This is a genomic window from Mesorhizobium sp. B2-7-1 (assembly GCF_006440735.1).
Lineage (GTDB): Bacteria > Pseudomonadota > Alphaproteobacteria > Rhizobiales > Rhizobiaceae > Mesorhizobium.
Genome location: NZ_VFUA01000143.1, coordinates 1 through 14,714, shown reverse-complemented (window position 1 = coordinate 14,714; position 14,714 = coordinate 1). Strand labels below are relative to the sequence as shown.

At 66.4% G+C, this 14,714-nt stretch carries 12 protein-coding genes; 5 read left to right on the top strand and 7 right to left on the bottom strand.

Going from position 1 to position 14,714, the window contains the following annotated elements; translation table 11 throughout:
• Nucleotides 1-278: 278 nt before the first annotated feature.
• From FJ471_RS31715 to FJ471_RS31700, 4 genes are all read right to left on the bottom strand, one after another.
• Nucleotides 279-503, bottom strand: a complete 225-nt coding sequence (locus tag FJ471_RS31715; protein WP_140809402.1) for a hypothetical protein — start codon at nt 501-503, stop codon at nt 279-281.
• Nucleotides 504-597: 94 nt separating this feature from the next.
• A complete protein-coding gene (locus FJ471_RS31710) occupies nt 598-1,827 on the bottom strand; it encodes a GNAT family N-acetyltransferase (RefSeq protein ID WP_140809400.1) in 1,230 nt (409 codons plus the stop codon).
• Between the two features lie 9 nt (nt 1,828-1,836).
• The gene (locus FJ471_RS31705) at nt 1,837-3,144 is read right to left on the bottom strand and encodes a hypothetical protein (protein ID WP_140809398.1); all 1,308 of its coding nucleotides are present in this window, start codon (nt 3,142-3,144) and stop codon (nt 1,837-1,839) included.
• Nucleotides 3,141-4,325: a glycosyltransferase family 4 protein gene (locus FJ471_RS31700; protein ID WP_140809396.1), complete on the bottom strand. Its 1,185-nt coding sequence runs from the start codon at nt 4,323-4,325 to the stop codon at nt 3,141-3,143. Before FJ471_RS31700 ends, FJ471_RS31705 begins: the two co-directional genes overlap by 4 nt.
• Nucleotides 4,326-4,679: 354 nt before the next feature.
• Here FJ471_RS31700 and FJ471_RS31695 point away from each other — a divergent pair, with 354 nt between their 5' ends.
• Together FJ471_RS31695 and FJ471_RS31690 are read left to right on the top strand one after the other, a co-directional pair.
• On the top strand, nt 4,680-5,867 hold the full coding sequence (locus FJ471_RS31695; protein ID WP_246684881.1) for a DUF1972 domain-containing protein: 1,188 nt from the start codon (nt 4,680-4,682) through the stop codon (nt 5,865-5,867).
• Nucleotides 5,864-7,135, top strand: a complete 1,272-nt coding sequence (locus FJ471_RS31690; protein WP_140809392.1) for a cellulase family glycosylhydrolase — start codon at nt 5,864-5,866, stop codon at nt 7,133-7,135. The genes FJ471_RS31695 and FJ471_RS31690 overlap by 4 nt, the downstream gene beginning before the upstream one ends.
• Before the next feature lie 63 nt (nt 7,136-7,198).
• Here FJ471_RS31690 and FJ471_RS31685 read toward each other — a convergent pair whose 3' ends face one another.
• Entirely contained in the window at nt 7,199-7,837 is a 639-nt protein-coding gene (locus FJ471_RS31685) for a TetR/AcrR family transcriptional regulator (protein ID WP_140809389.1), read from the bottom strand.
• A 185-nt stretch (nt 7,838-8,022) separates the two neighbouring features.
• Between FJ471_RS31685 and FJ471_RS31680 the strand changes: the two genes are divergently transcribed.
• Nucleotides 8,023-9,222: a TCR/Tet family MFS transporter gene (locus tag FJ471_RS31680; RefSeq protein WP_140809407.1), complete on the top strand. Its 1,200-nt coding sequence runs from the start codon at nt 8,023-8,025 to the stop codon at nt 9,220-9,222.
• Between the two features lie 4 nt (nt 9,223-9,226).
• Here the strand turns inward: FJ471_RS31680 and FJ471_RS31675 are convergent, their stop codons facing one another.
• Both FJ471_RS31675 and FJ471_RS31670 read right to left on the bottom strand, forming a co-directional pair.
• Nucleotides 9,227-10,492: a VpsF family polysaccharide biosynthesis protein gene (locus FJ471_RS31675; RefSeq protein WP_246684882.1), complete on the bottom strand. Its 1,266-nt coding sequence runs from the start codon at nt 10,490-10,492 to the stop codon at nt 9,227-9,229.
• A 55-nt stretch (nt 10,493-10,547) separates the two neighbouring features.
• A complete protein-coding gene (locus FJ471_RS31670; RefSeq protein WP_140809386.1) occupies nt 10,548-12,641 on the bottom strand; it encodes a Wzz/FepE/Etk N-terminal domain-containing protein in 2,094 nt (697 codons plus the stop codon).
• 245 nt (nt 12,642-12,886) lie between these two features.
• Here FJ471_RS31670 and FJ471_RS31665 point away from each other — a divergent pair, with 245 nt between their 5' ends.
• Nucleotides 12,887-14,419: a formyl transferase gene (locus FJ471_RS31665; RefSeq protein WP_140809384.1), complete on the top strand. Its 1,533-nt coding sequence runs from the start codon at nt 12,887-12,889 to the stop codon at nt 14,417-14,419.
• On the top strand, nt 14,416-14,714 hold a 299-nt coding region (locus tag FJ471_RS31660; RefSeq protein WP_140809382.1), incomplete at its 3' end, for an FAD-dependent oxidoreductase. The genes FJ471_RS31665 and FJ471_RS31660, both read left to right, overlap by 4 nt.

Sequence of the window (14,714 nt, the reverse complement as noted above, 5' to 3'; positions counted from 1 at the left end):
TGACGATTGATCTCTTTCCTTTGCTCCGCCGCGCTATAGGAAAATCTCGGATGCTGGCTCTACGGCCCCCCTCTCTGTCCTGCCGGACATCTCCCCCTCAAGGGGGGAGATCGGATGTCGCGACCACTTTCGCCAATCGCCGGCGTTGGAAGGGGAGTGCCGGCGCTGGAACTGCCAATCTCCCCCCTAGAGGGGGAGATGTCCGGCAGGACAGAGAGGGGGGCTGTCCCGCCAGCATCCGAGATTTTCCTATAGCGCGGCGGAGCAAAGGAAAGAGATCAATCGTCAATCGCCGGCGTCAGTTCCAGCTCGGCCGGCGTCAGCCCTTGCCGCAGCTGGCTCAGCCGGAACTCGTCGACCCAGTAGGCCTCGCCGTCGACCAGCACGCGGGCGCTGTAGGAGCCGCCGGAAAAGCGCTGCGCGGTGACATAGACCTTGTGGCGATCGAGCGCGGTCTTCACCGCGGCGCGGCGGGAATTTTCTCTGGCAACGGGACTGGCCATGGCCTCACTCGAACACGCTGCCGCGGAGATAGCGGCTGCCCTTAAGCATGGCGGAGACCGGAATGTGAGTCAATTTGCCGGCCAAAGCCGCCGCTCAGCCACCCGACCGCAGACGCCGCCAGCGCTGCATGAATTCCTGCGCGAGCTTGAACAGGCGCGGTTTGTCGCGCACGAAAGCGACGCCCCGGCCGCGGTATCTGATGGCCTCGCTCGCGGCCATGCCCTTCAGCGTGATGCCGTAGCAAAGTTCGGACAGAACCGCCTTCACCGCCCCCATATGTTCCTTGTAGCTCTGATTGCCGACCGACAGGTCGAAATAGCCGAAGCCGGCACCCCGGCCCCATCGGATCAGCTCGCCCATGATGCAAAGGCCGGGCGAAACATTGGGCACCGCGGTCTGGTCGATCGCGATCAACAGCGCGTGCAAGGTGCCCAGATGGACCGCCAGATACTGGACCGCGACCGTCACGTCGCCGGCGCGCAGGCCGAATATCCGCACCGAGCCGTCCGTCAGGCCACGATGCGCGGCCTTGCGGTAAAAATCGATGACCGGCGGCTGCGCCAGCAGATCGAACCGCCCCAGCTCGCGAAAACGGCTGAGCCGCATCTCGACCAGCTTGCCGAAAATCGAGTCCACAAGGGCCGGCGTATCGGCTTCCACCAGGGCCAGGCCGCCATTGCGATCGAGCCGGCGGAGATCCTTGTTCAGCGCCTTGACGAACGAGGGGCGGCAGATGCGCTTGACGACGCTTTCGGCATCGCCGTCCATGGCGATGCCGTAATGCGAGTGGATGGAATCGTGCGCCGACGAAAGCAGCGCCAGCGGATTGGCGACGCCGCCGACCTCTTTCGGAATGCCGGCGATGTGGATGCGATCCGCCGGCGGCAGCACAGAAAGCACCGCGACCCAGGCAGCTTCGGCGGATTGCCTGGTCCAGGGCGTCGCGTCGGCGAGCAAAGGCGCGGAATAGTCGCACACGCCGCAGCTCAGCCACTCGATCACCCAATGGTGGAAGGCCCGGCGACGCATCAGCGGCAGAAGCATCCTCGGCTCGCCCGTGCCGGCATCCCTCACTTCGACGATGGCGAGGCCGGCTTTTTGCGGCACGAGCCCTTCGACGATCCCCTCGGCCCAGGCGAAATGCTGGTGGCCGGTGCACACGCCCGTCGTCTCGAGACGCAGCCAGAGCGGTTTGACCGCATCGAGGCTGGTGTGCAACCGCGCCACGTAAGCGCTGCTGGCGGAGCCTACGGCATGCGGCGCGGCTTCGCCATCGGCCAAACCCGTCGTCATCGCGGCCATCGGCATTGCCTGGCTTGCCACATCATTCTCCTAACGTCTCTGCACGGCGAGCGTAGCCGCGCGGCGCCAGGCACCGACCACGGTGGGGCGCTGCTCGCTCGGGTGCTTGAGGTTCCACATGCGGTTGGCCGCGAAATACCATGAAGCCACGAGCACGAAGATTTCGGACAGCGCGGCGCCGGCCAGCGACCATGTCGACGGCGCGACGGCCAACAGGATCCCGATCGTCACGAGCCCGACAATCGCGCCGGCCATGGTGGTGAAGGCGACGATGCGGAAATCGCCGACGATCTCGAGGACCACACGCGGCATCACATAGGCCATGATCGGCACATAGTTGGCGATGGCGAAGAGGCCGATCAGCCCGATCGAGGCATGCTGCAGGGCCTGGGACTTGATCATCGGCAGGATGAACAGGATGCCGCCGCCATAGGCCAGGCCGCCGACCCCCATGACGCAGGCCCAGATCTTGGCCTGTGTCCACACGCGGTCGAATTCCTTGTTGCGTACCAACCTTGCCAGTTCCGGCTGCGTCATGTTCGAGAAGGCAAGGCTGGAGATGCGCAGCGGCGCAAACAGCACCAGCACCGCGGCCAGCGGCGCGTAGGCCGCAGGGCCGGCGATGCCGGCGACCAGCAGCGCCAGGCTTTGCCCCTGGATGTTGGTGGTGGTGGCGCTGAAACCCGACCAGGAGAGCTGCGGCCAGAGCTTCGCATAGCGCCGCCAAGTCGGCGCGCGGAAGGAGATGCGCAGCCTGCGCCGCGCCAGCCTCACCAGCACGGTGATGCCGACGACATTGGCCGCGGCAAGCGCATAGAAGGTGGCCTGAAGCTTGTCCGCGAAGAACCAGATCGCCGCCCCCGCGAGCACTATGCCCGCGATGGTGAACACGGCGTCGCTGATGGAGACGACGAGCTGCATGCGGCGCGCGAAGAAGGCCGTGCGCATATGGCTTCGCAGCGACCAGGCGCAGACGAAGCAGGCCGCGCCGATGCCGCTCGGATCGCCCAGCAGGCGCATCAAAAGCCCGGTGCCGAGCCCCATCAGCAGCGCCACCACAAGTGCTGCCGATCCGAAGGTCACATCATAAGCGTCGACGCCGGCCCTGTTGGTGCTCTTGCTCATCCATACGGTAGCCGGTACGGCGGTGAGCGAGCGGATATAGGACAGGCCGACGCCGCCCATCACCATGGCCAGCGCGAAGAGGCCGTAGCCTTCGGCCGATAGAAGATGCAGCAGCGCGATGTTGAGGGCAAAATGGAAGCCGCTCTGCATCGCCTCGCCGCCGATCATCAGCATCAGGCGCCGCACCAGGTGGGCCGGGAAGGTGAACCTCACGGGCTCGTCTCCGCCTCGCGAGCGATGCGCGCCCGTCCCTGCCGCGGCGTCGCCGCCTTCAGCTTGTCGGCCACGATCGCCACGATCGCGGCGGCGGCGATATGTTCGCTGAAGAGAGCCTCGTAGCGAGCCCGTCCGGCTGCGGCGTAGCCGCGCCAGAGTTCAGGCCGCAGGATGATCTCCGTGAGCTTGCCGGCAAGGGCCGCGGCATTGCCCGGCGGCACATGCCAACCGGTCTCGCCATCGGCCACCACTTCCACCAGTCCGCCGATCGCCGAGACCAGCGGCGGACGGCCCCAACCCATCGCCTCTATGGCGACGCGGCCGAGCGATTCCGGACGCCGCGACGGCACCGCCACGATGTCGGCCCAGCGGTAGTGATCGGTGGGGTCGGAGACGAAAGGCAGCACTTCGACATGCCCGGTCAGCCCCATGCGCCCGACCAGTTCGGCCAATGCGTGCTCGCGCTCGACGCTTTCGAAGGCGCCGCCGACGAGGCGGACCTCGACGCGATCTTGCAACTCCTTGGGGAGCGACGCAACCGCTTCGAGCAGCACTTCCTGTCCCTTGATGCGGTTGACGCGGCCAAGCAGCAGGACCTTGAGCGGGCGGCTGCCATCATAAGTCGTCGGCAGGGCGGCCACCGGCCCGGCGACGCCGTTATAGACGACATGCGTGCGCCGTCCCTTGGCATCGACGGCCGGCGGATCGCCGAAGGTGGCGCGCGTGGCGCGCGAATTGAACATCAGATCGGCCTTGCTCCAACGCATCAGAGCGACGAGCACCTTGCGCAGAACGCCTTCCGGGATCTCGTGGATGTGCAGCAGCGCCTTGCAGGGCAAAAGCCGCGCGGCCAGCGCGTAATCGGCGATGATCGAGGTGTTGATATAGGTGAGGTCGTTGTCGCGCATGCGCCGCCAGGCGCGCCACAGCGCCACCGGCAGCCGCGCCATCTCGACGGTGGCGAGCTTGAGCATCGCCTGGCGCCTGAGCACCCAGAGCGGCTCGAGCACGATGCGGCTGGCATGCGGCTTGAGGATGTCGACGATCGGTCCCTCGCGCGGCAGCACGACCTCGATCTCGGCGGCCGGAAACGCGGCGCGCAGCGCAGCCACGCTTTCCGCGAAGCTGCGGTCCGAACCGTAGAGCTCATAGCCCTGATGAACGCAGGCAATGCGCATCACTATCTTTCCACCTTGCACCCCGAGTCCGCTCAGCACCGGAACCCTTCAAGCGCGGAAGAACTTCATGCCAAATCCGCACGCCGCTCTACCCAGCGGTGGCCACTGCAGGCCCGGGAGCAAGGATCATGCCGGGTCTTGAATGCCCGGCTGCGGCCCAGAACCCCAGCCGTGCCCCGTATCGGTACAGATACGTCGCGAAAGTTGACCGATAATGAAGCAAACCCGGCGACCTGAAGAGAAATTTTACACCTTCATGTGAATATTCACCTTGGGGGTACCCTGGCACGGAAGTTGCTGGGCGTGTCATTGACGTAGCAACAACCATGACCGAACCCCGGGGAATCCTTCATTTTGAAACCGGAACGACCTTCCATCCTGATCGAAAGACCTTCGATCCTGATCCTGGGAACGCGCGGCATTCCAGCTTCCCATGGCGGGTTCGAGACTTTCGCGGAACGCCTGGCGCTTTTCCTGGCCGGACGCGGCTGGAATGTCGGCGTGTATTGCCAGAAGGAGGTCGGGCGCGTCGGGCAAAGGGTGTCGAGCGAAATCTGGCGCGGCATAGAGCTCATCACCATCGAGGTCGCCTCCAAGGGTCCGCGCGCGACGCTGGAATTCGACTGGCAATGCGTGCTCGACGCCGCCATGCGGCCGGGTGTGTGCCTGGTCCTCGGCTACAATGGCGCGGTGTTCCTGACCTGGCTCAGGCTCATGCGGCGCAAGATCATCACCAACATGGACGGCATCGAGTGGCGGCGGCCGAAATGGGGACCGGCGGCGCGCAGCTGGTTCTGGCTCAACGAATGGATCGGCGCCTGGCTCTCGCACCGGCTCGTCGCCGATCATCCGGCGATCGCCGACCATCTGGCGACGCGGCGGCCGCGCAGCGCCATCGCCACGATCGCCTATGGCGCGGATCCGGTGACCTCGGCGCCTGAGGAACCCATTCGCGCGCTCGGGCTCGAGCCCGGCAAATACCTGGTCTCGATCGCGCGGATCGAACCCGACAACAACATCCTGCCGATCATCGAAGCCTTCCGCCGCCGCGATCGCGGCGACATGAAGCTGGTGGTGCTGGGCACGCTCAACGACGACATTCCCTACCACCGAGCGGTACGCGAGGCGGCGGGCGACACGGTGATGATGCCGGGCGCGATCTACGACCAGGCGGTAGTGAAGGCGCTGCGTTACCATGCGCGCGCCTATATGCACGGACACACGGTGGGTGGCACCAACCCCTCGCTGGTCGAGGCGCTGGCCGCCGGCAACATGGTGATCGCGCATGACAACCGCTACAACCGCTGGGTCGCCGGCGATGCGGCGATCTATTTCAACGACACCGAGAGCCTGAGCGCACGGATCGACGAGGCGCTCGGCGACGATGCGCTGGTGGCGCGGTGCAGCAAGGCGGCACGGGCCCGCGCCCGCGAGGCCTTCCGCTGGGAAGACGTGCTCAGCGCCTATGAGAAGGAAGCGCTGCGGCAGCTCGGCGTCACCACAGCCGCGCCGGCAAAGGCCGACCGCGCTAGGCACGCATGACCGGCTGGTCGCGCCGCCAGGTCCTCAAGGCGGCGCTGGGCGCGGCAACAGTGCCACTGGCGACCACGGTTCCACCGCTCGTATCTCAAGCGCGAACAGCCGGCGCATGGCGTTTCAGGCGCGGCGTCAACACCTGGCCATGGTTTGCGCTGACGCGCGAATTTCCCGCGCCCCGCACCGACTATGACTGGCCGCCCTTCCAATCGCAGCGACCGGTGCCGACTTCGGCCGACCTTGCCCGGTTGCGGGCCAGCGGGCTCGATTTCATCCGCCTGCCTGTCGATCCCGGCCCGTTCCTTGCCGCCGATGCGGGCCAGCGCGCCGAGCTGATGGGCATGCTCGACGCAGCGGTCGATGCGGCTCGATCCGCCGATCTGGGCGTCATCGTCAACGTGCAGGCCAATGGCGCCACGCATTACTGGAATCCCGACCGCATGTATTCCAGCACCGTGGCGCCGGAATTCGAATCCTATCGGGCGCTGATGAGCGAAATCGCCGAGAGGCTGCAGGGCAAGACGGCCGGCACGGTGGCCCTGGAGCCTGTCAACGAGCCGCCTCAGGACTGTTCTTCCGAGGCATGGCCGGCCGTACAGGCCTCGCTGCTGACGGCCGCCAGGGTTTTGGGGCCGAGCGTGCCGCTGCTCGTCACCGGCGGCTGCGGCTCGATGGTGCGGGGCTTGACGGCGCTCGATCCGGCGCCGCTGGCGGATTTCGAGCCGATCCTGTTCACCTTCCACTTCTACGAGCCCTACCTGTTCAGCCATCAGGGCGCGCCGTGGATGCGCGAACCGGTCTACCGCGCGCTGAACAACGTGCCGTGGCCGGCCTCGGCGGGCTCGCTCGAGCAGACGCTTGCTTCGGTCAGAGCGAGGATGGCGCGGGACACGGAAAGGTCCGACGAGGCCAAGAAGGCCGCCTATGCCGAGACCGAACGCGTGCTGAAAGTCTATTTCGACGCCCAGCCCGACCGCCGCTTCATCGACGGCTATCTCAAGCAGGTGAGCGACTGGGCCGACCGCCACGGCATCGCCCGCGAGCGCATCATCATGGGCGAGTTCGGCGCGCTGCGCAGCGATGCCCGCTACACCGCCGCGCCCAATCCCGACCGCGCCCGCTACGTCGCCGATGTGCGGCAGAGCGCCGAGGCGGCCAGCTTTCCTTGGGCGTTCTGGGACCTGTTCGACGGCATGGGCATGATGGACGACACCACGCGCGCGCTCGACCCTGCAATGGTCGAGGCGCTGGGACTGACGATGCCAGCGGAGTGAACTTGACTTGTTCAATCACCAAACCGCGCTAAGGGTTTGGTTTCATGCCGGAGCCCCTGCTCCTCACACGTAAGGCGTGCCAGTCATCGCGGCTTTCAGTCCCGCCGCGCCCTTGTCGACGAGCGCCAAAAAGGCATCGTTTGCATTCTCCCGGTTGCGGGTCCGCCGGAAGATGCGATGGGCATCGAGGAAGGCGACCGTCCAGGTCGCAAGCAGCAGGCTTGCCGCCAGATGCGCGTCGGGATCGGCGGGATCGTGCCCGACCGCCTCGGCCAGCGTTTCCGCCACAAGGTCGGCCAGCTCGTCGCGGATCGCCCGCGCCCGCGCCTTCAGGGTTTCGCTGCCGGCAACCGTCGGCACAAGGCGCTCGCTTCTGGCGGAAAATTCGACCACCGGGCTGCGTTCGGCGACCAGCCGGTGCGCAAGCAGGTGCAATGCCTCGAGCGGCGCAACGCCGGTCGCACGCTGGCGCACGGCCTCGCGCAGCATCTCGCGGCCTTCCTCGTCGCGATCGAAGAACGTGTCCTCCTTGCGCGGGAAATGGTTGAACACCGTCATGCGGCCGACATCGGCGGCCTCGGCGATCTCATCCACCGTCACATGATCGAAGCCACGCTCCATGAACAGGCGGGTGGCGGCATCGGAAATGGCCTTGCTCGTGGCGAGGCGTTTTCGGGAACGGCGGTCGGACGGTTCTGGCATGGCCTCCGGTAGCACGATTTTTGTACTCAGTACATATTTCCATTGACTCCGCGTCAGCGACGGCCAATATGTGTACTCAGTACATATTTAAACTCAGTATACCGACATTGAAGCCCGGCGCGAGGTGAGATTCGACCCCTTTGCCGCCATGGGCGCAACCGCCTTCGCTCCCGGAGCTCATCCCCATCAACAAGCCTCTCATCGTCATCTTTGCCGCCATATGCCTGGACGCCGTCGGCATCGGCCTGGTCTTCCCCATTCTGCCGCGCCTGCTCGAGGAGGTGACGCACAGCCCCGACATCATAGCCTATATCGGCATCATGACCGCGCTCTACGCGGCCATGCAGTTCCTGTTCGCACCGGTGCTCGGCGCGCTAAGCGATAATCTGGGCCGCCGTCCGGTCCTGCTGATTTCGCTGGCGGGCGCCGCGATCAACTATCTGATCATGGCCTTCGCGCCGCAGCTCTGGATGCTGTTCATCGGCCGCGCCGTCGCGGGCCTCACCAGCGCCAACATCTCCGTGGCGACGGCCTATATCACCGACATTACGCCTGAGGATAAGCGCGCCGGCCGCTTCGGCCTGTTCAGCGCCATGTTCGGCATCGGCTTCATCATCGGCCCGGTGCTGGGCGGCGTGCTCGGCGACCACTGGATCCGGCTGCCCTTCATCGCCGCCGCCCTGCTCAACGCCGCGAACCTGCTGCTTGCCGTCTTCGTCCTGCCGGAATCGCGCCAGCCGGTCCGGCAGGGGATCGACCTTGCCGCGCTCAATCCGCTCAAACCGCTGCGCTGGGTGTTTTCGATGAAAGGGCTGCTGCCCATCGTCCTGGTCTATTTCATCCTTTCCGGCGCCGGCGAGGCCTACGGCACCTGCTGGGCGCTCTGGGGTTTCGACACGTTCCGGTGGAACGGCCTCTGGATCGGGCTTTCGCTTGGCATGTTCGGCCTTTGCCAGACGCTGGTGCAGGCCTTCCTGCCCGGCCCGGCAGCCCGGCTGCTCGGCGAGCGCAAGGCCTTCGTCGCCGGCATCGGCTTTGCCTGCATCGCGCTCGCCGCCATGGCCTTTGCCAGCCAGGGCTGGATGGTGTTCGCCATCATGCCGATCTTCGCGCTCAGCGGCATCGGCACACCGGCCTTCCAGGCGCTGGCGACAAGGCAGGTCGACGCGGAGCGCCAGGGTCAGTTGCAGGGCGTGCTGGCCTCGGCCGTCAGCCTCGCCTCCATCGTCGCGCCGCTGGCCTTCTCGACCTTCTACTTCGCCATACAAAAGCAGCGGCCCGGCGCCATCTGGCTGTCGGTGATCGCGATCAATCTAGTCGCGGTGCCGCTGGTGTTGCTTGGAACGAAAAGACGTGAGGTTGCGGCACAGCCCGCGGGTGCCTGATGCGCTACGCCCGCGTCCTTTGAGGGACCATCGTCTGCGCCGGCCTATAAAGCGCCAGCGCGATCACCACGAATTTGGTCATCAGCGTCGTCTTGGAGGCGATGCTTTCGGAGGTGTTGAGCAGGATGAGCCAGCCCAGCATCGGCAGCCAGATGCCGGTGTGGCAACGGCGTGCGACCTCGTGCATGAACAGCGCGAAGCCGAAGAAGATCAAAAGCGTGAAGAAGGCGCCCTGGTAGAGCGTCAGGCGCAGGATCGGGTTCTCGATGCCCTGCTCCAGGCCGCTTATGCGCCGCATGCTGTCGAGCAGGTCGACATCGGGCCCGACGATCAGGTCGCGCAATTCCAGATGCCTGAAGAGATCGAACATCTCGACGCGGGCATTGGCGCTGCCGCTGTCGGAGACGAAACGTTCGAGCAGCGCGTCGAAGAAGCCGTAATAGCCGGCAAGCGCGATCGCCAGCGGCAGCAGCGCGGCGAGCATGATAACCAGCGCGGCGCCGAGAAGGTTGACGCGTCCGGTGCTGAGCTGTGCCAGGCCCTGGATGAGCATATAGGCGCCGCCGAGCAGGATCGTCAGCACCATGCCCGAGCGGCCGCCGAAGGTTACCAGCGCGCAGAACTGCAGGCCGACGAGCGCCAATCTGAGCGGCGTCGACAGGGAGCGCGAGCCCGACAGCAGCGACAGCACATAGATCGAGGTGACCATGGCATTGGAGAGCGGGTGGCCCTGCAGCGCCGTCGAGCGCAGGTCGTTGACGAACACCGCGCCGTCGAACCGATACGGGAACACCAGATGCTTGGTGCCGAACTCGAACAGCGCCAGCAGCGCGTTCACGGTCATGACGACATGGATGACGAGCTGCAGCCGGGCAAAGGTCTTCTCGTCATCCTCGCTGAGCAGCAGCACAAGCAGCGCCGGGGCGACGAAAGTATCGATCATACCGGCCATGCCGGGGCGCTGCCTGAGGATGACGACGAAGAGAAGCACCGTCGAGATCACTGCCATCAGCATCGTCGCCGGCCGCTTGTTGGTGACATGGACCACATAGCCAATCGGATTGCCGAAGGTGCAGGAGCGCCAGACGAAGACGAGCACGAAGAGATAGGTGGAAGGGTGGATCTTGCTCAGCGGGCTGCCCTGCAAGCCATCGTAGTTATAGCCGGCGAGCCACAACATGCCGCCCGAGATGGAAAACAGAAGCAGCACCGCCACGGTGATGCCGAGCCGGGTCAGCGTGTCGACCGGGACAGTGCGCGGGCCCGCCATCGCGTAGCCCGGGGCCGGGACAGGCCGGGCCGGACCCGCCAGGATCGTGGCCATGTCAGGCTGCCTCGTCGACCAGCATGGCGCCGGTCGGCAGCCGCCCCATGACCGAGACCGCTTCGGAGGTCGAGGCGACGTCGCGCATCGGCGTCGCGTTCAGCCTGGCGACGAGCAGGATCTCGTCGGCCATGGCGACCAGCGGCAGGACGTTGAGGTCGTCGGCCAGCGCGCCGCCGTCGACGACGACGAGCTCGAAACTGTGATTGGCCTCGGCCAGCATGCGGTGGGCGAAATAGAGCGCCTGGGCTTCCTGGAACACCGCGGTCGGCCGGCCCCTGCCGATCAGCGCCACCGAACTGCCGGGCGCATAGCGGCTGACCGCGTCGAGTGGATATTCGCCGCGCAGCACGTCGAGCACGCCAGGCTGCGGGTCCTTCTGGCCCTTGCCTGCATTGATGTCGATGAACAGCACGCGGCGGCCCCTGGCCGCCGCCGCATTGGCGAGTTGCCATGCAACCCTCGACCGCTGCGCCTTGTCCTCGGGCGGCGACGCGACCAGGATCGAGGGCACCAGCGGCCAGTCGGCAGGACGCCTGGTGGCGGCGGCGATGCGCTGCAGCGCCATCCCCGCCACGGCGTCGGTCTTCTGGGCGGCGGCACCGGAGCGGCGGCGTCCCCTGCCCGGCAGCACGCCCAGCACCGGCGCCTCGATGGCCGACTGCATCTGGTTGGCGGACAGCACGGTCGGCGAAAGATATTCGGCGATCAGCGCCATGCCGATGCCCAGCGCCAGCCCGCCGAAGATGGCGCCGAAGACAAGCAGCCCCTTCGGCGGCCAGCTCTTCTTCAGCGCCGGCATGGCCTGCGAGATGATGCGGGCATTGGTGCTGTTGACGCTGGTCTGCTCGCGCGTTTCCTGGGCGCGCTGCAGGTAATTGGCATAGACGGTGCGCAGGGCGTCGAGATCGCGCTGCAGCTCGCGCAGCCTCACCGACGCCTGGTCGGTGTCGAGCGACTTGCCCTTCAGCGACGCCACCTTGGCCTCCAGTTCCTTCTGGTTGGCCAGAGCGCGCTGGTAATCCGTCTCGGCGGCGGTGACGAGGCGGCCGAGCTCGCGCGAAATCAGCTTGCGCAGGTCGCTCAATTGCTGCTGCGCCGCGATCATCGAAGGATGGCGCGGCCCGAGCGCGGTGCCGAACTGCGAGATCTGATCGACGAGCGTTGCCTCCTGCGCCCTGAGGCTGGCGATGACTGGCGAGCGCAGCGCCTCTGAGGTCGCGTCCGGCGCGCTGCCCTGCCGGCGCAGTTGGTCGACCTGGGCCTTGAGTTGCGCGGTTCGGGCCTGGGCGGCGGTCAGTTGCGTGTTGAGGTCGGTCAGCTCCTGGTCGCTGACCAAGTTGCCGGCGGCCATCACCATGTTGTGCTCGGCCTTGTAGGTCTCGACGGCGTTGGCCGCCTGCTCGACGCGCTTGCGCTGGTCTTCCAGCCGGGCGCTGATCGCATCGGAGGCGTCGGCGGCGGCCTTCGATCGCGCTTCCGCCTGGTCGTCGAGATAAGCCTGCGCGATGGCGTTGGCGAGCTCGGCCGCCAGATCGGCGCTCTTGGCGGTGATGATGATGTTGAGGACCAGCACCTTGTCGTCGCGCTTCACCGCCAACCGGCGGCGCAGCGAATCGAGCGTTTGCGCCGTCCTGTCGCCGTCGTCGGAACCAAACAACATGCCGAGCCACCGGCCGAGCCCGCCCTGCCCGTTGAAGTCCGGGTCCTCGGCCAGGTTGGTCGCCTTGATGGCGCGCAGCAGGACGCCGTTCGATTGCGCCACGCTCACCTGGCTTTCGACCTGGGTGATGCCGCCATCGGGCGAAATGCGGCTTGGGTTGACGTCGTTGGTGACGACCTGAAGGTCCTGCGGGTCGATGATGATCTGCGCCGTCGAGGAGTAGAGCGCCGGCGTCAGGAAGCTGTAGGCAAGCGTCAATGCGGTGAGCAGCGCCGTAATGGCGAGGATCAGGAAGCGGCGCCGCAGCAGGATGCGGCCGAGATCGCCAAGTTCGACCGTGGCCTGCGCGGGAGCGTGCGCATAATAGGCCGGCACCGGGGCGACCGCCTCCGGAGCGTTCTGCTGAGGCACCATGAGCAGGGGTGGTTGCAAAGGTCGCTCCGACAACGCTCCATCGGCCGGCAAGATGAGAAATGCGGCGTTGGCCTAGCTATTCCCGGCAACGATTAAAACACTGTTAATTATGTTCATAAATTGACGCCGTGCTGGCACGAAGTTTGCACCAACACAGTTGAATTTAAGTGCTGCCCAATTGGAGACATCGTGCGCATGCGGCGGAAGCTTGACCTGGCCAGCCGGGTCGCCGGCACCGGATATGAGTCGCCCGGGGGTTGGCGATGCGCCTGACTTTGCGCCTCAACGGCGATTGCGTGCGCGCTTTCCACGTGGCGCTGGCCGAGCGGCTGTCGCTGTTGCCCGGCATCGAGCTTGCCATCGAAGCCCGTCCGGCGGCGGGCGGCGTGCCGCGCAGCGCCGAGGCGCTGTTCCAGCTTGAGACGCTCATCCATCGACTGCCCGCCAATGGGACGGCAAAGCGTGTGCCACTTTCGACGTTGGCCGGCCATGCGAGACCATCCGCGCCGGCCGATCTCACGGTCGATCTCATCGGCGACGTCGAGCCGCAGGGCCGACGGGTCTGGCGCCTCGCCTATGACGGCGTCTGCGGCGAGGAAGCCCTGCTGGCGCTGATCCTTGCCGGCCGCACGCCGCTGGCCCGCCTGGAACAGAACGGCGCGACGGTTTGCGAAGGACGGCTCGGCACCGAGTATCACGGCATTGCGCTGGCTTCGTTCCAGGACATGCTGGCGCGCACCGCCAGCCTGATCGTCGCGGCGGTCAACGGCGCCGCACGCTCGTCGCTTCCGGTGCTGCCCGAACCGTCGTCCGAGGCGTCTGCCCCGGCCATGCCGTCGGCCACGAAGCTCGGCGTGCGTGCGGCCAAGGCGACGGCGCGCCGCATCGTCCAGCAGATCTATCATCTGTGCTACAACGCCCCGCATTGGCGGGTCGGCTGGCGCGAGACCGGAGGCAAGGACCTCTACGAGCTGCGCGCCCATCCGCAATCGGGCTGGCGCGACCTGCCCGACGACGGCAGCCGCTTTTACGCCGATCCGTTTCCCGTGCTCTATCGCGGCCAGGTGACGCTGTTCGTCGAGGACTATATCCACCGCACCGGCAAGGCGATCCTTTCGGCGGTGGCTTTCGGGCCGAACGGACCGGCAGGTACCCCGAAGCCGGTGCTGGAACTGCCCTATCACCTGTCCTACCCCTTCGTGTTCGAGCGCGACGGCGAGATGTGGATGGTGCCGGAGGGCTCGGCCAACCGTACGGTCGATCTCTACCGCGCCACCGCCTTCCCTGGCGGCTGGGTGAAGGAAGCGACGCTCCTGTCGGACATCGTCGCCAGCGACGCCACGCTCACCGAGCATGGCGGGCGCTGGTGGATGTTCGCAACCGTGCGCGACGGCGGCGGCGCCTTCTCCGACCAGTTGCATCTGTGGTCGGCGCCGGATTTCCGCGGGCCGTGGACGCCGCATCCGAAGAACCCCTTGCTGATCGACATCGCCTCGGCGCGGCCGGCGGGCCGCATGGTCAGCCGCGGCGGCCAGCTCCTGCGCCCGGTGCAGGACTGCCGCAGGAGCTATGGCGCCGCGCTCGGCATCGCGCGCGTCACGCAGCTTGACGATGCCGGCTTCGAGCAGGTCGTCGAAACGATCCTCAACCCCGGCGCAGGCTGGGCCGGCCGCAAGCTGCACACGCTCAACGAGGCGGGCGGGCTGGAATTCATAGATGGTTCGGCGATGGCGCCGCGCTGGAAACGCACGCAGGGGCAGGATTCCATGCCTTCAGGCGGCGGAGAAAAGACATGAGTGCCGCAGAAGATCGCGAGACGCCTGCCGTGCCGCCTGGCCGGTCCGAGGTCGATGTGGCGATCGTCGGCGCGGGGCTCGCCGGAACCGTGCTGGCGTTGTCGCTCGCCAAGGCGGGCCGGAAGGTCGCGCTGGTCGATCCGCATCGCATCCACCATGACGAATTCCGGGCCGAAAAAACCCGCTCGGAGCAGATGGGGCTGTTCGAGAAGCTCGGGCTCGGCCCGGTCTTCAGGTCCCTCGCCACGCCGATGACCGATCTCCATGTCTTCCGCTTCGGCCAGTTGTTCGAGCG